This window comes from Borreliella bissettiae DN127 (genome assembly GCF_000222305.1).
Lineage (GTDB): Bacteria > Spirochaetota > Spirochaetia > Borreliales > Borreliaceae > Borreliella > Borreliella carolinensis.
Genome location: NC_015909.1, coordinates 1 through 17,535 on the forward strand (window position 1 = coordinate 1; position 17,535 = coordinate 17,535).

Below are 17,535 nucleotides of genomic sequence, written 5' to 3' on the forward strand. Positions count from 1 at the left end.
ATTTTATTGACAAAAATATTAGTTTTTGCTATCATACATCTAATTTAATAAAGAGAAGTAAAACGGTGTGTGATTTAAGAAAAACAAAATTAATAGATAAAATAAGTTCACTAGAACTATATAAATATTCAATATTTTTTAGAAATTATATAGAAAATGTAGCAGAAGATTGTCTCAAGAACGGGCTTGTTCTTGAGAGTGCTGACCACAATGTTAGCGATGTTGAACTTGCTAGGTTAAAGGTACAGCTTAAGAATGCTCTGCTTAATTGTATTATAAGCTACCGTTTTCATGGTATTGGCTATGTTTTAGTAAAAACCAAAGATACCCTAATAGATCTCGAACAACCCGTTAATATAGAATTACCTATTGGTTTTGAATACCTTGATTATGAATATGTAAGAGATTTGGGAGTTGATTTTGATCATATAACCTATAAAGTAAAATCCAACAATAAGAACAATTCTTTAGATGCAGTTAAAATACATAAAAGTCGACTTCTCATATATGAGAACTTTGATTATATCTTAAAAAGATATGTTCCGTGTTATACAGAAAGCTTTTTGCTAGATATTTATTTATTTGAAAAGATATACGTCGAAATAGAAAGGCGTATTGAAAACCACAATTTTTTGTTTTACAAAGATGAATCTTTAGTGCAACTACAAGACGCACTTTCTAGTGCAACAACTTCTTTAAGTGCACTTACTCAGAGCAATAATGATAGGGGAAGTGGCATTTTATCTTCTTTTTTGAGAAAACAAAATACAAACAATCATAGTAAAGATATTTCTAATTTAAGAAACCTTAATGACTCATTATCACAGGAACTTGCCAGGCTAAAAAGCAATCTAAATAATGAGGGAATGTTTTATACAGCTACCCCCAGTGCTAGTTTAGAGGTTATTAAATACGATCTTAGCTACTTAAAGGAGGCTTTAGCGTTGATTAAGGCAAAAATTGGTGCTGATACTAAAGAACCCTTAACTAGAAGTTTTAATGAACAGGCTAAAGGACTAGGAAATGATGGTAAAGGTGATAGGAGTAATTATTACGATTTTCTAAAAGGTGTACAAGAACAAGTTGAGAACTCTTGTAACTTAAAGCTTAAAAAGTATTTCGGGCTTGATATGAAGTTTAATTCGCTGATTATGTTAAGTGAAGAACAAAAAGTGGAAAGAGATATAAAGCTAATTGAGCTTTACAGCAAATATAACCAGCTTATACAGAGTAGTTCTTTTAATAATGAGGAGCTAGCGATTTTAAAAGAGAAATTATTCTCATTTTGAGAAAAGGAGTTAAAAAGTGATTGAGAAAGAAGAAAAAGAAAACTTGCAGGCACAAGATAAAGAGGAGCAGCAAAATAAGGCTGATACTAAAGTTATCAGTGCACAGGAATTTGAAGAGTACATGCACTTTAAAGAACAAGCAACCAGTAAATCCAAAGAGACAAGTAGAGATTTAAGTATAAATGAGCGAATAACAAAAGAACTTGCAGAAGTTGAAGAGCGGGAGCGTGTTGAAAAGCAATTGTTACTAGAGGCTGAGCGAATTAATGAAATTGATACACTTGCAAAAGCACATCTTAGCAACCATTTCAATAAGGAAGTGTTACTTGCAAAGGGATACACACTGAAAGACATTATGCAAGCACAACGTAGAGAACTTGTTCGCAAGTTTGTTCCAATTGAGCAAATTAAAGCTATTGCTAAAGTGTCAGATATAAGTCATATCGATGGGGAGATACTAGAACAGCTTGTTTCTTTAGCAAAAGTGAACATTAAATTAAGAAAAAATGCGAGTAGCAATTCTTCTTCTGTTGACGCTATTAAGGGCAATATTGTTGCCAAATCAGAAGAAAGAGCAAGTTTACTTGATTCTAATTTTGTGCCAATTAATTTTACAGAATTTGTACAAGCAATAAGTAATACATACAAGCAAAGACGAATTCAATTTTATGAAAATCTAAAAAGACATAAAAGAACAAGTATTGCTTAAAGGAGTTTTTAATGAGTGATATAACGAAAATCAAACAAGAGTTTGATAAAAAAGTTGCAGAAATTAAAGCATTAATGAAAAATCCCCAACAAGACGCGGGGCTGCTTAGTAATTCTATTGATTTTAGAGACCAAAATCTAATTTTTTCTAATTCTGGTGGAGTGTCTACTAGCAGTAAGGACAAAATAGAAAATTACCCCGTTAAAGGGTATCCGTATAAGCGAGGAGTAAAACTTAGTTTTGGTGATGGAACAACAGAGCTAGAAGTTGAGGCTGGTGGTGGAGATGATTTATATGGAGTGTGCTCCGATATAGATGAATTTAGCGGTATGGCAACTGTTATACCAATTACAAATAACTTTACTGGATATTTAACACTAAAGAAAGATGGACAAAATAGTGTAAATCCAGGAGATAAACTGAACTTTAACCAACATGGAGAACTTGAAAAAACTACGGGGGCTCAAAAGACAGTTAATGCAATAGCACTTTCAAAGGCACATAAATTGACAGAAGATTTATTTATAGTGCTTGCCAGTGTATTTGGGAATAGAGCGATTAAAGGGTAATAAATTATGGCTTTAAAAGGTAACGAGCAAGTTGAAAATCTTGACGCTGTTGATAACCTGCAGTTAGGTTTAGAGGCACAAGTTTCCGCTGCTCCTAGGGCCAAACGGCAAGCAAGACAGGCTGAGGATGCACAAGCAAAAGATCCATATTTGGAGTCAATTGACGAACTTGATGATATTCTTTTGAAATTCAAGAAATATGTAAAATCTATGAGCTCAATTGAAAATAAGGTTTTTAGCAGTTCAAGTAGCTGTTTTAAATCCAAGAATGAGCGAGTTGATGCATATTCATTTGCATGTTCAAGTTATACAGACAAAATAGAAGAATACCTTTACGATCCAGCGAATAGTTTTCCATACAAACGCGGCGTTAAACTTGTTCCAAAAGAGAACTCTATATATGTAGAAGTTGGAGCTGATACTGATATGTATGGGATATGTGTAGATGTATGTGAGTTTAGTTGTACCGCGTATGTATTGCCAATTACGAATAACTTTGAGGGGTATCTTATCACAAGAAATCCAAGTATAAAAATAGGAGAAATACTAGACATAAATAATAACGGGGTTATTATCAAGGCTGGTGGTGGACCACCAACCGCAATTAACATATATGCTCTATCTGATTCATTTACAATCAATTTTGTGCCTGAGAATTATATGGCACAAGACCAAGCTAGATATCCTAGGCAAGAGTATTCTATTAATTTGATAAAAGTTGCAATTTTTGGCAATAGAAGCCTTGAGAAAATAGTAATTCCTGATGGCGGTTAAATCTTAAGCGAATAAAAGGAGGTAAATAAATGGGAGATACAACACAATTAGTAAAAGAGTATCAAGAGAAGAGAAGTAAACTCGAAAAGTTTATGAAAAATCCCCAACATGACGCTAGTTTGCTTAGCAATTCTAATGAATTTAGAGACAAAAACCTAATTTTTTGCTTCTGGAGGCACTAGAACTAGTAGGTTTGATAAATTAGAAAATCATCCATTTTTGGGGTATCCATACAAGCGTGGAGTGAAAAGAGTTATTCAAGAGGCGCAAGATAATCAAAATCATTATGAACCACATGTTGAGGCTGGTGGTGGTGAAGACTTGTATGGAATCTGTATTGATATAGATGAATTTAGTAAAACAGCTACTATTGTACCAATTACAAATAATTTTGAGGGCTACTTAGTAGCAAAAGATTCTACGGTTAAAACAAAAGACAAACTTGTTTTTAATAAAGACGGTGCTCTTGAAAAGGTTACTGGAACACCAAATAAAGCAACTATTAATGCAACAGCATTATCTGATGCAAAGCAAATTAGCAATGAAGTTTATTTGGTAAAAGTAGCAGTATTTGGAAATAAAGCTATGAGTAGAAATTAATAATATTTAGGAGGATTTAATATGGAATTATTTGATGAAAATTATTATGCAAAAGCCGTGGCAAATATCATAGGAGAAGTTAAAGATCCTATTATGTATAAATGGTTTTCGCCGGATCAAATTGAAGATGTTGATCTACAAATGGGATATCAAAAAACCGTAAAATGGGACGCGTTTCTAAATGCTAATCCTACAACAATTGCCAATGAGGTTAATACTATCTCAACTATTGGTTTTAGTTCTGAGGTGGTAAGACTTAATTATTTAAAATTACAGTATAAATTCAGACATTTAAAACAAGCTTCTGAGAAATTTTATACTTCAGACTCATATATTGGGGACATTAATAATAATTTACTTCCTTTTGCACAAGCTTATAAGCTTGCAAGTAGTGAAATTATTAAGCTTATCAATCACTTTGTACTAACAGGTACTGTTTCGATTCAAAAAGATGGGAAAAATCAAAAACGTCTACTTCCGAATATGTATGGACTACTTAATATGCCGGAGCAGATAAAAGAAGAAGTTGCTAGTGGTGATAAAGATAAAATGGATAAAATCTTTGAAAAGATTGAACAGGGACTTTCAAAGTTAGAACTAGGAGACGAATTTTCCACACCTATGATGGTAATAGTTGATCCCGCAACTTCACTTAAACTTGTAAAACCATACGCAGCAGCACAGGGTGTAGCAAGTAGCAGTGAAAAATGGGAAGATGTTTTGATTCAAACTATTAAGGCTATTAATAATAGAGAAGATGTTTATATTGAGACTTCAAACTTGCTAAAACATAAAATACTCATTTATCCACTAAATTCAGAACTTATTAAATTCAAACCTAGTAAGTATATGCTACCTACACCAAATGAACAAGTTGACAAAGACTCAACTGATATTGCTCATTCATACATTGATTTTGTTTTGGGCGGTCTACTTGCTACTAGAAAAACTATTTTGCAAGTTAACATAAAGCAAAGTTAAAAGTATAAGGTAAGTGAAAATGAGTGAACAAGGAAACTTACAAGCACAAGCCGAGGGAGAAGAAGAACTTTTAGTAACAAAACTCCATTCAGAAGTGTTATTGCTATTAGGGATAGACCAATTTGCACTAAGCAAGCAAAATTTTCTACTTCATTTATCCCTACTTCAAGCTATTCTAGTAACACGTGGTATTGATGCTAGTTCACTGACATATGAACAAATATTTTTACTTACTTTCTACCACATGGGTTGTCAATTAAGAAAACAAGGGGTAGTTCGAGAATTTGAATTTGATAGGATCAAAAAAGAAAAATTCAATGAACTTGAACTTGATTATTATCCTAGCAATAGTGGGAGCGAAGAAGGTGGTGAGGGGGGTTGTGGATCAAATAAGAATTTTTGTTCACAACTCGATGCATTTTTAGAAAAACTAAAAAGAGAAACTTCAACGCCATCTTGTGTGGGGGTTGTCTAATGAATGGTGTTAGAAAAAGACTTTCAGATATGTCTTTCCGTATGATCAACGTATTTAAGGATCCTAAACCTCTAAAGTTTTATAAAGGCACTGTTGTAAAGCTTGAGAATGACTCCTCTTATCAGCGAGTATTTGATAAAAATAAGTACACTGAATTTGCAGGAGTTATTATTGACATAAGGCCACAAGAACTTGCAATGCTTTATGATTCTGATATGTCTGATATTCAAGGGTATTCTAAACTTTACACATACCAAGACCTTAACTTTGAGCTTAAAGACCGAATATCAATTGCAGATTTAGTTTACTTTGAAATATTTAGTATTGACTCTTCAATCGGATATTTTACTTTGGTTTTAAAGGAATTTATATGGACAGGCTAGAATTTAAAATGGAATTGGAAATTGGGTGGTTTGGTGGTCGTGCAGGAATTGCTAGAATGCATGAAAAAGGGAGCAGCAATTTACCAGCAAGAAAACATTTAACCAAAATTGCTAGTAGTTCTGAGTTTAGAGAATATATCAATAATAGTTATATAAATTCTAAGTTTAATCTTGACCCTAAATCGGGAATGGAAGCTATTGGACAAGCTTTTATAAGGTACTATGAAAATTATCTATTATCAACACAAGTCACTCCAGCCTTAAAGGCTAATACAATTAAAAGCAAGCATAAAAGAGGCAGTAACACTGCAGCAATTCCACTTGTTGATACAGCCAAAATGTTATCAGAGATTACTTATAAGGTAACACTTGAATGATTTTAACTTTAGATATGGTATTAAATCATTTAACCCAAATATTTAAGGGTTTTAAGGCGTATGCAACTGAAAATAATTTTGAGTGCGATATCATAAATACTTACAATCACCCGTACCTTTCAAAAATCACAGCTGCTAGCTCAAATATAATAGCATTGAAATTTGATGGTACAGAACATCTATTTGATCATAATTCTAGAGCCGGTGCATTTTATGAAAATGCTTTGGAATTTAGTATAAATTTTCAAATATATATTATTGCGATAGTGTTAAACGCTCAAGATTTTGACGCTAATTCACGTATGTTAGTGCTTTATAGTATGCTTAGCAACTTTCTACACAATAAAGTCCATAAGTATACTTTAGAAAGTCAGTCTCAACCCGAATATATTAGAAAAATTAACCTTTACATTTATCCAATATCTAACATGCAAACAGTTGGGCTTATTAATTTAGGCACAAATTATAGCAATCATGCATACAGTGCATCTGTAGCATTCAATGCTAGTGTAAAAGCAATTGAAATTTTAAAGGAGGAATACAAAATTGCCGCAAGATACAATTAGTGTAAGTTTGCTTGATTCTAGGATTCAGACTAGCAGGCCCAATTATTACAATCCACTTTTGGTTTACAAAACAGCTAAAATCAAAGTTAATAAAGATGCTGCCAACTTTATAACATTGAATTTAACCGTTAATAATTATGAAAAACAAATTGAAACTTTGGAAAAAGACAATGGAAATGGACAAGATCAGTTTGGAAAAGAAAAAACACTGTTAAAAACTGCAATGTCAAATTTTTTCAATTCAAGCGAAGAATCATTAAAATCAACCGATCTTTTCATTTATAAGGATAAGCCTGAAGAGCTAAAAAATTATCTTAAAATACATAGGCACACTTTTGTTGTACTTATCAACACTGAAGGGGATGATTCGGATGATGGACTTAAAATTTACAAAGATGACTATAATAAATTCAAAATGCCTTCAACTTTTTTTGTATTCTCAACTAAAGAACAAGAAATAAAAGAACTATTTAAAGATAAAGGCAATACTGAAAAAGAAAGAAATATTGCTATTTACAGCAATAATAAAGACAATTTACACCTTAAATTTATAAGTCAGTATTTACATCAAGCAAGCATTTTTCACGCTGTTAATCCTTATGGTATGCCACTGGCTGCTACACCGCTTGTTGACGACACTGTAATTGGAAAGTTACGAACTGCAAAAATTAACTTTTATTCACTTCTTAATGAAACTGGTCTTGATGGTATGCCTGCTTTTAAAGAAGGTGTTGATCTTGCTGGAAGTTCAATAGATGAGCTTTTTACTTATCATTACATAAAAAATGAAGCAATTATTGAGCTTATCAGAATTTGGAACAAAAACAATAGACAAAATAGCAAATTATCAGCACTGCAGCTTAGTGGGGCTAGAGACAATGCATATACTTCAGCAATTGAATGCCTACTTAAACGGTTTATCGATAGAGGGCTTATAATAGAGTACAAAAATTTAAGACTTACTCTTTCTCCTACACCACAACTTAAATTAGAACTTAGTGTGAATATTACTTATAACTTTAGCATTAATGCTGTTACTTTAGTAATTACTACTCAAGATATAGTTGATTATCAAAATAGTTTAAGCGTATAAGGAGTGTAAAATTATGCAATTTTATGATTTAAGAGAAGTTTATTTTTCAATTGGTGGCACACAGCTACATAGTGGCAAGCTGGAGCTTACAAGCGAACCCACAACAAGAGCAGTGATTAGTAGTGAAGATAAAGGTATGCCTGTAATAAGCTTAAGAGATCCTAAAACGATAACTTATGTTTTTAACATTGAAGTAACACTAGGTAGTCATGACTATAGATTGTTAACTGAACTTTCTGATGAACAGTTTCACAACATGGACGTGAGAAAAGAGGATAAAATGCTTGATTTAGCATTCAATGATAGAATTGCTACCAAAATTATTTCTAACTATGCAATTTTTACTGAAGAACCGTCAAGAAGTTATTCTGCAGAAGCTGAAAAAGTATCTTTTGAAATTAGGGCTATTAATTGTCAAAAAACCCACCCAAACAAATCTTAAAAGGAGAGTCTTATTATGATAATGAGATATAAAATGAAAATTTTAACTAAAAATAAAACTTATGAATATCCCCTAAAAGTATTACCGGTCTATGAATGGGATAGTGTACTGGGATTTAATCAAAGCGACGCTATTTTAAAACTTAATGAGGTTAAATACTTAAGGCAAATCACAAGCTTAATGATAAGTCCAACATTTTTAGACGAATTCTATCTGATTTTGGATCAAAATAGAGAATTTATTTCCTATTATAAGGACTATCTTGTTGCAATAATTTACACTGCACAATTTAATACTTTTCATTTAGACAATGATCTAAAAAAACCCGCTTTAGTATATTTGAGTGAGTATGAAAATAATGTTGGTGATTTCGTTACTTTTGATTATATCAATGAAAATTTTGATTATGAAAAAGTAGCCACTTCGCTTTCATCAATTACATCAAATTCTAATGAACTGGTTGCTAAATGAGCAAAAGAAATAAAGACATTGATAAAGCTATTGCAAGTATTAATGAGACTAGAAAAAAGTATTTTAACTTGCTTGACGAGATAAGAAACGATAAATATTATTTTCCAGTAATTATGAATATTTGCTCATACGACTCGGTTAAAAAATTGCCCTATGATGAGCTTTTAGAGGTCAATAGACTTGCCGATATTAAATTAGAAAAAGAATTGTATGAGTTAATTTTAGGCAAGTGAGGGTTTAGTGAGCGACAAATTCACCATTAAATTTAAGGGTATTCTTGATCATGCTGCAACAAAAAAGGCTATCGAACAAGATATTTCCAAAATGGAAAAATATCTCAAACCTAAAAAATCTAGTTTGGGGAGTACTAAAGATATTGTAAAAAATAATTTGTCGGACAAGAAAAAAGAATTAAGCAGACAATCTAAATTTGAAAGCTTAAGAGAGCGTGTTGAGAAATATAGACTTACACAAACTAAAAAGCTTATGAAACAGGGCATGGGGTTTGAAAAAGCAAGAAAAGAAGCCTTCAAAAGATCTTTAATGTCTGATAGAGACAAAAGACGCCTTGAATATAAAGAACTTGCAAAAGAATCAAAAGCAAAAAGCAAAATGCTAGCAGCCTCTCAAGGAAAAGGATTTGTTGCCAAAATTGCAATAGGTAGTGCCCTGGGAAATGTCATTGGCAATGCTGTGAGTAGAGTGGGAGGCGGAATTTTTGGATTTGCGTTTGGTTGGATTAAAAAATCGGTTGAAGCAATTTCTAAAAAAGAAAAAGCTCAAAAACTCAGTACTGCATTTTATTCAACACGACAACGAAAAATACTTATGGGAGATGAAGAAGAAAAAATTAAGGGTATCTTTCAGGGAAAGAAAGGATTTGAGCGTGACTTAGAAAAAGAAGAACTTTTGCGTCATTTTACTCTAGTCAAGGGCACTCTAACAGAAATGGATAAGTTAAATGAAACTAATTTGATAAATACGGGAAATTTTATGGCCGAGCTTGTATCTAGCGGTCAGGCAAGCATGCAAGAGGCTGCAGCAGCTATTGATGATTATCTTAGAGGAAATGGGGACATGCTTTATAAGATTATGGTAGGCACAAAAATCGGCTGGAAATATAAACAAGCGGCCAAAGATAACTTTCAAAAAGCCGCTATGTACAAAGATTTTGGATTTAGACTTACTGAATTACAAAAAGTGGCTGCGGATTTCCAATCTTTTAAACTTACTGAATTTGCCGGAGAGAAGGAAAAGATTGATAGCAATTTGATCAACCTTGAACAATCCCTTATGGATGTGACTGCTGCGGGCATGCAGCCAGTGCTTCAAGGGGCTTCAGAAGTTATTGAATGGGTCAAGTCATTGATCAATACATATAATAAAGAAGGCTTTACTGGACTTATAAGCAACATTGTTTCAGCTATTATAGATCCTATACTTCAGCCATTTAAAGATTTATATAATTACATTGTTAATAGCTCGTTTGTGAAAAAAATACTATATTTCCTTGGATTAGGTTGATTGAGAAAAATTAGATAAAAAGAGAATTCTTATGAAAATTAACAAAAAAATTGCTAACAATAATGATATTGAAACTAAGAAAAAAATCATGGAGATTACTCATATAGTAAGAGATGTAACAACCCAAATATTTGCTCTTTTTGGTGCAGACAACTTTTTAGTGTTATTTCCAAGAATGGATTTAAAAGGCTTTGGATATGTACCACAATTGTTTTTTATAAAACCAAAGACCCAGCTAATATCACGCACTTACAATACTAGTTGTTCTAAAAGATCAGTTATCAATTATTATGATAGAAAAGCGGAATATGTCAGCTACAATCCAATAATGACTGGTGAACATATATCATTAAACGGTGGGATACTCACATCCTTATATAAGGATATGCTTTCTCTACTCAAAATGACTGTTTTTGGCAACACTCTGCTACGTTTTGACGCTCATCTTGTAAAAGAACAACTAGCCAATAGAATACAAGCTCAAGTTCCTTTTAGTATATACAGTCCGACTTTTGGCCTTAAAGAATTAGCTGTAATTACGAGTCTTTCGTTTAAAGACACTCCTTTCATTGATGAGGTTGAAGTTAGTCTATCAATTGAAATAGTAAAAACATTTGCATTGGAAAAATATAAAGGATAAAAAATGTTGCTACTACAATATGATTTTAAAATTGAATTTTACAATGTAGATACATCAAAAAAATCAATTGATGGAACTCCTTTTCCGGAAGAAATTCCTAAAATTATAATCAATACACAGGATGGAATTCATGTTGATATTACTATATCTAATAGGTTTTCATCAGAATTAAATACTATAAGTTCCAAACAAGCAAAAGTTGTACTTTGGAATCTTCCTTTAGATTTCACCGACGACATTAAAGTGGGAGATATAGTAAAAATATATTATAAGAAATTTGCTCATGAAAAAAATTTTGATTTCATAATGGCAGGCACTTTAGAACCCCCCATGAGTACTGATTATCCCGGTGGGGATTTTAGTGTAGAGCTCGAAGTTCGTCTATTAACTAAAAGCAATTTCTTTAATCGAAAATTAGAGAACAAAAATTTCAAGGGCAAGACGGTGCAAGAGGCAATAGAATCTGTATTTCCTAATCGCAATATTATTAATATGGACAAAGAAGATCGTCTTAAAATTATTGACAAAAATTTTTATGCTGCAACACCAAAAGAGTTTATTGAGAAAATAAAAAAAGGAAACTACGTAGATAACGTAATAACTGATGTTGGCTATCACAATTTTCAAATTGAATGCAATTTTATATTTATTAATTACAAACAAGTGGGGAAAAATATTCACTACGAAGCATTAGAAGATTATGGTCTTGAATTTATACCACAACAAGAAAGTGATATCGATCCTGAATTCAAGATAAGGCGTATATATTGGAACGCTCAAATATTTTTCACACATAAGCTAAGAGTTGGTGATAAAGTTTCTTTTAGGGATGGGTTGGGAAAAGTTGTCAAAAACACTATATTAGAAACAAGTGCAAGACTTAGTAACACAGGGGATTGTTCATTAACACTTAAGTTATATGACGTCTCTAATTTTGCACCGATGCCTGCGTAATAAAGGAGTTAGAATGGATATTGACTATGCAATTTACAGAATGGGCCAGCGTATTTATGGAAATACATTGACACAAGAGGACGTTAAAAATTGGATTTATTCAAACATTTTTATAATTAAAATTGGTACTGTAAAGGAGTTTAAACAACACACTCAAGAAGCTATTGTTACAATACCCGAATTTGAAGATTTAGAGATTCACACAAAAAATATCTCTAATATCAGTTTAGAACTATCAAAAGGTGATTGCGTTCTACTACTTCAATCAAGCGTTAATATTTTTGATAAAAATGACGATATTCACTTTGACAAACATCATTTTTATATACTTAGTGCAATTAACCCAAAAACATTAAATCTAATCTCTGATACTGTTAAAATTAAAGCAAACAATAAAATTGAAATAGCTAACGAAATAACATCCTTAAAATCAATTCTAAAGAGCATTGTAAGTGCTATTGAGGGTATAAAAGTCGTAACCACAAAAGAAGGCCCAGTAATTGAACCAGTCAGTCTAAAAATAGCAACCACTAAAATTAATTCTGATATTAACAGTTTGTTCAAGTAATTTTTGCTAATTATGGTATAATTAATAGTATGGATTTAAGATTGGGCAATAATTTTGAATTGGTATTTAATAACGATTTATCACTTGTTGATGGAATTGAAGAACAAAAACAAAAATTGTTTATATTTTTAAAAACCTTAAGGGGGAGTTTAAGCTATGCTCCTAATTGGGGACTGGACTACTTCTTACTTTTAAAACTGTTAAAAATTAATAATCTTCACGCTGTAAAAAATTATTTTCACGAAATATCTAAAGAACTTAACTTAGATTTAATAAACATTTCTACTATTATTCAAGACAACAAAGTGCATATATCCTTTTTTTTCTCAGGCGATGTTTTGAATATGGAGTTTAATTTATGAGTATTGTTTTTGATTCTGATTTTGGCATTCTAAAGCGTACAATTAAGGATATATTACGAGCCAAAAGAGAATACTTGCGAATAAATTATGGAATTAACATTGATGATAGTAATAGCTCGATTTACAACATTATTGCATCTTCTTTAGCATTAATTGAAGAAGAAATAATTAATGAGCTTAATCTCTTTTTTTCTAAAATGAAACCGGGTGGTACTTATTGGGCTGCTATTGAAGAACACATTTCTTCTAAAAGCACAACTTACAGTGCTGTTAGAAACGCTTTACTTAATCTTAATGGGGTAGAGCATACTAATATTAAAAGTTCAGCTGGAAAAGCCAATATATACCTAATTCTAAAAGAAGATTTGCTAGACGCTAGTAAAGCTAATATTAACAACCCCGAATTTAAAGCAAAACTTTGGGAAACATTATATCTAACAACGCCTAGTGGGACTTTACTTGAAGGAGATATAGAAATTGATGGACTCAATTCAACTGGACAACGTAAATCCTACAAAATATCGCTAGGGAAAAGAAAATATGTTTATCTGAAAGTAAAGTATAAACTTGACCTTAAAAACTATCTCTACTTAAACATAGACTCTCAAATTAGGGACATATATTCTAGGATTATTTCAAATAACTATTCTGATATGGGAATTAGCTTTGAATATCAAGACTTTTTTGCTCCAGTTAATGAAGTTAAAGGAATTAAGTTTATGGAAATAAGCACTTGTATTAAAGATACAGACACCGAAAGTATTTCAAAAATTACTGATAGCGACTTTAATAAAAATCAAGATATTGCTATTAATGATGATACAATGCTACTTTTCAATACTACAGATAGATTGCTCATTGACATTGATAGTTAACAAACATGAAAATACCTAATTTTTTCAAAAATACCGAAATTCATAAACTTATACGCACAGAAACAGAATACGCACAAGCATTGCTTAATGAACTCAAATCTCTTAATTCCAACTTCATATCCATTAATGTAATAGAAAATATAAAATCAAGATATATTGCAATATGGATATCTCAAGTTTTATCTATCTTTTATGCAAAAACTCAAACTTTACAAAGTATTACAAGCAATATTAATAGTGTTATTTTTGCTTTACGTCATATTGGTACTGATGAGTCGTTTAGACTGATTTTTAAGGCCTTTTTAAATGTGGACATTGAAGTTACTACTCCTGAATCTGGGGTTATTGATATCTCTTTAAAAGGGGTAATAAAAACAAACTTTACTACATTTATTTCCCCTAGTACTAAGAAAGGAAAACGACTTAAAAAGATTCTAATTAGAGAAAAGAAACCGGGATATGCTGCATCTAAAAAGGCTTTAGTATTTAATTCGCTTCCTAAGGGCTATGATCATTCAATTTATGCTTTTATAAAGAGAATTATTCCTATTGGTAGAGTTCTCAAAATTAATAATAAAGATGGTAACAATATTATAACTTTTAACAACTAAGGAGGTTTTATGGCCGATGATCAAGATAAATTGCTAATTGATGAAGAAGAAACGGTTCAAATAAAAGATTTAAATAGACTAAAGGTTGATGAAGTAAAAAACAATTTTCTTTTACTACTTGATGATGGGGTTGCAAGCAGTAACGCTATTACCTATAAAGATTTTTTAGATGCTTCTAAAGACAAAATATTTAAAGGAGAAGGATTAGACTATTTTAAGCAGATAATTAAGTCTACAATTGCCGAAGAGCTTGCAGCTGATAAAGATTTTATAAAAAGCATTTACGATTTAATCGTTGACAAGCTAATTGAGAATGAATCTAGTAAACTTTCAAATCTTTTTAGTAAAATTAAATCTCGTCTTACAGATAGCATATCATCAGCCACTTTATCTAGAAGTGATGATCTTTTGATAATGTCTTCAAGCAGTATTCAAAAAACACCCGTTCCCAAACAATTACTAGGAATACCATCTAATTTTACTTATGGCGGCATAACTTCCGGAGCTACGCTTTATCCTTCTGACTACGAAAATAAATCGCTAACTGCTTCTTTGCAATACGATAAAAATAGCAGTATAACCCTTATTTTTTTTAAAAATTACGACAATGACCTCATTTACCTTGATATTGAGCTTGATATAAGCCTTGGAAATAGTGATAGTATTCTAGGTAAAACATTATATCTAAGGTATTCCGACGAAAGTCAAGTAAATATGGTTTATAGGTATTCAGGCTCCTTTGGACTATCTGTTAAATTCCCAATATATAAAGGCTGGTATGTCCAAAAAAGAACATACATATCAGGAAATCCGGTCCCGGATCTTTTAAAAGCATAAACTTTTTTAGCAAAAATTATGGTTTTGGTATATAATATACGTATAAAAATAAAAAATTAAAATCGAGGATTGAAAAAATGGATACTATTAAATTAACAGAACTTCTTATCAATTTAAACGAAATTAAACTTATAGCCGTAATGATTTTTGTAACCGTGCTGGTTCTGGGAGTGTTAATTCTTCTTAAGCCTTTATTAAAAGACATATTGACTATTGTAATAGGCAAGATTTTTAAGAATGGCAATGGTAATGGCAAAAATCACATTAAAAAAAGAGATTAAATTATGAAATTATCCAAAGATAATGTTGAGCTTGGACTTACGTCTTTATCAACCCTTATTGATATATTTTCTAAATTTGAAGACGAATTTGATGAAATTGCACATAAAGGATTCTTTTTGGTTTATGAGCTGTATTCTCATTATAAATTAATCTATACAGCAAATATGGAAAGACTTGAGAGTGCATTAACCCCAGCAATAAATGCGGCACTCGCTCCATTAAATGCAAAAATCAATACGGTTATTGATTTGGTTAATTCTGATGAAAAAAATCTCAAAATATCTAATGATCTAAAATTCAATCAAGAAGGAATACCTATCTATAAGGAAAGAACAAATAATGCAAAATAACACTATTGGTTTGGGGCTTAATTTACTATCCAGCTTAACTAACATAGCTAAAACTGATACAAACATAGATCATAATTACATTAATACTTTTAGTAAAGTAATAGATTTTTTCTACAAAACATATATAAGCACACTAAAATCTATGGAAACAGCTGAGTCAATGAAAATATTTGAAGAAATAAAAGATATTTTAAAATACAATATTGAGATAATAGAGGCTATCTCTGCCGACAAAAATAAAAAAATTATTACTTCACTTAAAGCAACACGTAACAAAATTATGAAAGAATACATCAAAATGCTTAAAAGGAGTGAAAATGCTTAAAAAATTGCATTCTCTACTAATTGTTTTGTTGTTATGTTGTACTACTATTGCTAGCCTACCAGAAGAACCAAAACCTCCACTTATTCAAACACTAAACTCTTTAGCTAAATATGAAACACAACTTTCAGAATATGTTATGTATCTTGTAACATTTTTAGCTAAAACAAAAGTTAAAGTTAATGATCCAAATTATCCAGAATATCCTTATCCAGACTTATCAACACTAAAAGACGAACACTCCATAACTGCAGTAAAACATAATATTAAGATATATTTAGAGTACATTAAAAAAACAAAACCAATAGCGGAAAAAGTATATAATCAATATTCCCAATTAAAAATGTAAATTACAAAAAGGTTTTTCTTGCAAGAAATTCTACTTTACATATAAAAATCTCTAAGGCCAATCAATCTAAAATAGTGTATAATATGACTATAAAGGAAAATTTCATGGAAACAGTGTCAACAAATATTGCTGGTGTAAGTCAAGAACAAATATATAAAGAATTTCTTAGACTGGGTATGGAACAACTAATAGCACAAGATTTATCTAAAAGATATTATCACAATGAGCTTACATATAGAGATTTAGAAAATTTAGAAAAACAATTTGATATTAAATTTGATAATCTTGTTTCTAAAATAGATACTGTAGAAAAGAATTTAAATGTTAAGATTGATGCTGTTAAAAGCGAACTTAATACTAAAATAGATAATGTAGAAAAGAATTTAAATCTAAAAATAGATAGTGTTAAAAATGAACTTACTGCTAAAATAGATAATATAGAAAAGAATTTAATGTCTCTTACAGAAATGCTTAAATGGGTATTGGGAATTATGGGAGCAATGTCTATCACAATGATAGCGGGGCTAATATTTGCTTTCATTTCTAAATAGCTACCACCTCACTTAAAACATATCAATTCAAATAATAATTGTTTATCCAATATTTAGTATTAATACTTAGTTAAGTGAATATTAATAATAAAGAAAGGAGTAACAATGAAAATCATCAACATATTATTTTGTTTATTTTTACTAATGCTAAACGGCTGTAATTCTAATGATAATGACACTTTAAAAAACAATGCCCAACAAACAAAAAGCAGGGGAAAGCGTGATTTAACCCAAAAAGAAGCAACACAAGAAAAACCTAAATCTAAAGAAGAACTACTTAGAGAAAAGCTATCTGATGATCAAAAAACACAGCTTGACTGGTTAAAAGAGGCTCTGGGTAATGATGGAGAATTTGATAAATTCTTAGGATATGATAAAGACAAAATAAAATTAGCACTTGATCATATAAAAAGTGAACTGGATAGTTGTACTGGAGATAAGGCTAATGAACAAAAAACTACTTTCAAAACTTTAGTTAAAGAAGGTATTAAAAGCGGCATAGATAATTTTACAAGCGAAATAGATAGTACATGTGGTACTGACAATTCCTAACATAGAGTAGCCCCCAAATAGGGGGCATT

27 protein-coding genes and 1 pseudogene are annotated in these 17,535 nt (G+C 31.0%); all 28 read left to right on the forward strand.

Translation table 11 applies throughout. The features are described from left to right. The first annotated feature begins 65 nt into the window (after window positions 1–65). Window positions 66–1,289, forward strand: coding sequence for a phage portal protein (locus tag BBIDN127_RS04990; RefSeq protein ID WP_014017702.1), 1,224 nt, complete (start codon window positions 66–68; stop codon window positions 1,287–1,289). 16 nt (window positions 1,290–1,305) lie between these two features. Next, a complete protein-coding gene (locus BBIDN127_RS04995; protein ID WP_014017484.1) occupies window positions 1,306–1,998 on the forward strand; it encodes a DUF1357 family protein in 693 nt (230 codons plus the stop codon). 11 nt (window positions 1,999–2,009) lie between these two features. Continuing rightward, the gene (locus BBIDN127_RS05000; protein ID WP_014017703.1) at window positions 2,010–2,567 is read left to right on the forward strand and encodes a DUF228 domain-containing protein; all 558 of its coding nucleotides are present in this window, start codon (window positions 2,010–2,012) and stop codon (window positions 2,565–2,567) included. A gap of 6 nt (window positions 2,568–2,573) precedes the next feature. Then, complete coding sequence (locus tag BBIDN127_RS05005) at window positions 2,574–3,341, forward strand: DUF228 domain-containing protein (protein ID WP_014017704.1); 768 nt, start codon at window positions 2,574–2,576, stop codon at window positions 3,339–3,341. Between the two features lie 29 nt (window positions 3,342–3,370). Then, window positions 3,371–3,941: pseudogene (locus tag BBIDN127_RS05010) on the forward strand (DUF228 domain-containing protein). Window positions 3,942–3,962: 21 nt separating this feature from the next. Then, window positions 3,963–4,922 carry a hypothetical protein gene (locus tag BBIDN127_RS05015; RefSeq protein ID WP_014017444.1) on the forward strand — a complete coding sequence of 320 codons (960 nt, stop codon included), beginning with the start codon at window positions 3,963–3,965 and terminating at the stop codon, window positions 4,920–4,922. A gap of 19 nt (window positions 4,923–4,941) precedes the next feature. Beyond that, window positions 4,942–5,397 (forward strand): DUF3890 domain-containing protein, encoded by a 456-nt coding sequence (locus BBIDN127_RS05020; RefSeq protein ID WP_014017488.1) that lies wholly within the window; start codon window positions 4,942–4,944, stop codon window positions 5,395–5,397. Beyond that, window positions 5,397–5,780, forward strand: coding sequence for a DUF1506 family protein (locus BBIDN127_RS05025; protein ID WP_014017674.1), 384 nt, complete (start codon window positions 5,397–5,399; stop codon window positions 5,778–5,780). Before BBIDN127_RS05020 ends, BBIDN127_RS05025 begins: the two co-directional genes overlap by 1 nt. After that, the gene (locus BBIDN127_RS05030) at window positions 5,768–6,157 is read left to right on the forward strand and encodes a hypothetical protein (RefSeq protein WP_014017705.1); all 390 of its coding nucleotides are present in this window, start codon (window positions 5,768–5,770) and stop codon (window positions 6,155–6,157) included. Before BBIDN127_RS05025 ends, BBIDN127_RS05030 begins: the two co-directional genes overlap by 13 nt. Beyond that, window positions 6,154–6,723, forward strand: coding sequence for a DUF764 family protein (locus BBIDN127_RS05035; RefSeq protein WP_014017706.1), 570 nt, complete (start codon window positions 6,154–6,156; stop codon window positions 6,721–6,723). The genes BBIDN127_RS05030 and BBIDN127_RS05035 overlap by 4 nt, the downstream gene beginning before the upstream one ends. Continuing rightward, window positions 6,704–7,816: a DUF787 family protein gene (locus tag BBIDN127_RS05040; RefSeq protein WP_014017528.1), complete on the forward strand. Its 1,113-nt coding sequence runs from the start codon at window positions 6,704–6,706 to the stop codon at window positions 7,814–7,816. The genes BBIDN127_RS05035 and BBIDN127_RS05040 overlap by 20 nt, the downstream gene beginning before the upstream one ends. Before the next feature lie 13 nt (window positions 7,817–7,829). Next, window positions 7,830–8,258, forward strand: a complete 429-nt coding sequence (locus BBIDN127_RS05045) for a DUF1463 domain-containing protein (RefSeq protein WP_014017707.1) — start codon at window positions 7,830–7,832, stop codon at window positions 8,256–8,258. A gap of 15 nt (window positions 8,259–8,273) precedes the next feature. Next, the gene (locus tag BBIDN127_RS05050; protein WP_014017451.1) at window positions 8,274–8,729 is read left to right on the forward strand and encodes a DUF1473 family protein; all 456 of its coding nucleotides are present in this window, start codon (window positions 8,274–8,276) and stop codon (window positions 8,727–8,729) included. Further along, the gene (locus tag BBIDN127_RS05055; RefSeq protein ID WP_014017529.1) at window positions 8,726–8,962 is read left to right on the forward strand and encodes a DUF1322 family protein; all 237 of its coding nucleotides are present in this window, start codon (window positions 8,726–8,728) and stop codon (window positions 8,960–8,962) included. The genes BBIDN127_RS05050 and BBIDN127_RS05055 overlap by 4 nt, the downstream gene beginning before the upstream one ends. Window positions 8,963–8,969: 7 nt before the next feature. Beyond that, window positions 8,970–10,253: a DUF759 family protein gene (locus tag BBIDN127_RS05060; protein ID WP_014017708.1), complete on the forward strand. Its 1,284-nt coding sequence runs from the start codon at window positions 8,970–8,972 to the stop codon at window positions 10,251–10,253. A 31-nt stretch (window positions 10,254–10,284) separates the two neighbouring features. Further along, complete coding sequence (locus BBIDN127_RS05065) at window positions 10,285–10,893, forward strand: DUF792 family protein (protein ID WP_014017531.1); 609 nt, start codon at window positions 10,285–10,287, stop codon at window positions 10,891–10,893. A 3-nt stretch (window positions 10,894–10,896) separates the two neighbouring features. Further along, complete coding sequence (locus tag BBIDN127_RS05070; RefSeq protein WP_014017532.1) at window positions 10,897–11,847, forward strand: DUF693 family protein; 951 nt, start codon at window positions 10,897–10,899, stop codon at window positions 11,845–11,847. 13 nt (window positions 11,848–11,860) lie between these two features. After that, window positions 11,861–12,415: a DUF777 family protein gene (locus BBIDN127_RS05075; protein WP_014017533.1), complete on the forward strand. Its 555-nt coding sequence runs from the start codon at window positions 11,861–11,863 to the stop codon at window positions 12,413–12,415. 29 nt (window positions 12,416–12,444) lie between these two features. Further along, window positions 12,445–12,777, forward strand: coding sequence for a DUF2634 domain-containing protein (locus BBIDN127_RS05080; RefSeq protein WP_012665001.1), 333 nt, complete (start codon window positions 12,445–12,447; stop codon window positions 12,775–12,777). Beyond that, window positions 12,774–13,652 carry a DUF276 domain-containing protein gene (locus BBIDN127_RS05085; RefSeq protein WP_014017709.1) on the forward strand — a complete coding sequence of 293 codons (879 nt, stop codon included), beginning with the start codon at window positions 12,774–12,776 and terminating at the stop codon, window positions 13,650–13,652. Before BBIDN127_RS05080 ends, BBIDN127_RS05085 begins: the two co-directional genes overlap by 4 nt. Window positions 13,653–13,657: 5 nt before the next feature. After that, window positions 13,658–14,263 (forward strand): DUF735 family protein, encoded by a 606-nt coding sequence (locus BBIDN127_RS05090; RefSeq protein WP_014017458.1) that lies wholly within the window; start codon window positions 13,658–13,660, stop codon window positions 14,261–14,263. 9 nt (window positions 14,264–14,272) lie between these two features. Further along, window positions 14,273–15,100, forward strand: coding sequence for a DUF685 domain-containing protein (locus BBIDN127_RS05095; protein WP_014017710.1), 828 nt, complete (start codon window positions 14,273–14,275; stop codon window positions 15,098–15,100). 77 nt (window positions 15,101–15,177) lie between these two features. Beyond that, a complete protein-coding gene (blyA, locus tag BBIDN127_RS05100; RefSeq protein ID WP_002658481.1) occupies window positions 15,178–15,381 on the forward strand; it encodes a holin BlyA in 204 nt (67 codons plus the stop codon). Window positions 15,382–15,384: 3 nt separating this feature from the next. Next, complete coding sequence (locus BBIDN127_RS05105; protein WP_014017711.1) at window positions 15,385–15,732, forward strand: BlyB family putative holin accessory protein; 348 nt, start codon at window positions 15,385–15,387, stop codon at window positions 15,730–15,732. Beyond that, window positions 15,722–16,057 (forward strand): BlyB family putative holin accessory protein, encoded by a 336-nt coding sequence (locus BBIDN127_RS05110; protein WP_014017461.1) that lies wholly within the window; start codon window positions 15,722–15,724, stop codon window positions 16,055–16,057. The genes BBIDN127_RS05105 and BBIDN127_RS05110 overlap by 11 nt, the downstream gene beginning before the upstream one ends. Beyond that, on the forward strand, window positions 16,050–16,403 hold the full coding sequence (locus tag BBIDN127_RS05115; protein ID WP_014017712.1) for a BBA14 family lipoprotein: 354 nt from the start codon (window positions 16,050–16,052) through the stop codon (window positions 16,401–16,403). Before BBIDN127_RS05110 ends, BBIDN127_RS05115 begins: the two co-directional genes overlap by 8 nt. 104 nt (window positions 16,404–16,507) lie before the next feature. Beyond that, window positions 16,508–16,954 (forward strand): Bdr family repetitive protein, encoded by a 447-nt coding sequence (bdr, locus tag BBIDN127_RS05120; RefSeq protein WP_014017713.1) that lies wholly within the window; start codon window positions 16,508–16,510, stop codon window positions 16,952–16,954. 105 nt (window positions 16,955–17,059) lie between these two features. Then, window positions 17,060–17,506, forward strand: a complete 447-nt coding sequence (locus tag BBIDN127_RS05125) for an Mlp family lipoprotein (protein WP_014017714.1) — start codon at window positions 17,060–17,062, stop codon at window positions 17,504–17,506. The last annotated feature ends 29 nt before the right edge of the window (window positions 17,507–17,535 follow it).

Bases quoted from the DNA above. Each gene is read 5' to 3' on its own strand.
- BBIDN127_RS05000 (WP_014017703.1), top strand. From the start codon at position 2,010: ATGAGTGATATAACGAAAATCAAACAAGAGTTTGATAAAAAAGTTGCA.
- BBIDN127_RS05005 (WP_014017704.1), top strand. From the start codon at position 2,574: ATGGCTTTAAAAGGTAACGAGCAAGTTGAAAATCTTGACGCTGTTGAT.
- BBIDN127_RS05015 (WP_014017444.1), top strand. From the start codon at position 3,963: ATGGAATTATTTGATGAAAATTATTATGCAAAAGCCGTGGCAAATATC.
- BBIDN127_RS05020 (WP_014017488.1), top strand. From the start codon at position 4,942: ATGAGTGAACAAGGAAACTTACAAGCACAAGCCGAGGGAGAAGAAGAA.
- BBIDN127_RS05025 (WP_014017674.1), top strand. From the start codon at position 5,397: ATGAATGGTGTTAGAAAAAGACTTTCAGATATGTCTTTCCGTATGATC.
- BBIDN127_RS05030 (WP_014017705.1), top strand. From the start codon at position 5,768: ATGGACAGGCTAGAATTTAAAATGGAATTGGAAATTGGGTGGTTTGGT.
- BBIDN127_RS05035 (WP_014017706.1), top strand. From the start codon at position 6,154: ATGATTTTAACTTTAGATATGGTATTAAATCATTTAACCCAAATATTT.
- BBIDN127_RS05045 (WP_014017707.1), top strand. From the start codon at position 7,830: ATGCAATTTTATGATTTAAGAGAAGTTTATTTTTCAATTGGTGGCACA.
- BBIDN127_RS05050 (WP_014017451.1), top strand. From the start codon at position 8,274: ATGATAATGAGATATAAAATGAAAATTTTAACTAAAAATAAAACTTAT.
- BBIDN127_RS05055 (WP_014017529.1), top strand. From the start codon at position 8,726: ATGAGCAAAAGAAATAAAGACATTGATAAAGCTATTGCAAGTATTAAT.
- BBIDN127_RS05065 (WP_014017531.1), top strand. From the start codon at position 10,285: ATGAAAATTAACAAAAAAATTGCTAACAATAATGATATTGAAACTAAG.
- BBIDN127_RS05070 (WP_014017532.1), top strand. From the start codon at position 10,897: ATGTTGCTACTACAATATGATTTTAAAATTGAATTTTACAATGTAGAT.
- BBIDN127_RS05075 (WP_014017533.1), top strand. From the start codon at position 11,861: ATGGATATTGACTATGCAATTTACAGAATGGGCCAGCGTATTTATGGA.
- BBIDN127_RS05080 (WP_012665001.1), top strand. From the start codon at position 12,445: ATGGATTTAAGATTGGGCAATAATTTTGAATTGGTATTTAATAACGAT.
- BBIDN127_RS05085 (WP_014017709.1), top strand. From the start codon at position 12,774: ATGAGTATTGTTTTTGATTCTGATTTTGGCATTCTAAAGCGTACAATT.
- BBIDN127_RS05090 (WP_014017458.1), top strand. From the start codon at position 13,658: ATGAAAATACCTAATTTTTTCAAAAATACCGAAATTCATAAACTTATA.
- BBIDN127_RS05095 (WP_014017710.1), top strand. From the start codon at position 14,273: ATGGCCGATGATCAAGATAAATTGCTAATTGATGAAGAAGAAACGGTT.
- blyA (WP_002658481.1), top strand. From the start codon at position 15,178: ATGGATACTATTAAATTAACAGAACTTCTTATCAATTTAAACGAAATT.
- BBIDN127_RS05105 (WP_014017711.1), top strand. From the start codon at position 15,385: ATGAAATTATCCAAAGATAATGTTGAGCTTGGACTTACGTCTTTATCA.
- BBIDN127_RS05110 (WP_014017461.1), top strand. From the start codon at position 15,722: ATGCAAAATAACACTATTGGTTTGGGGCTTAATTTACTATCCAGCTTA.
- BBIDN127_RS05115 (WP_014017712.1), top strand. From the start codon at position 16,050: ATGCTTAAAAAATTGCATTCTCTACTAATTGTTTTGTTGTTATGTTGT.
- bdr (WP_014017713.1), top strand. From the start codon at position 16,508: ATGGAAACAGTGTCAACAAATATTGCTGGTGTAAGTCAAGAACAAATA.
- BBIDN127_RS05125 (WP_014017714.1), top strand. From the start codon at position 17,060: ATGAAAATCATCAACATATTATTTTGTTTATTTTTACTAATGCTAAAC.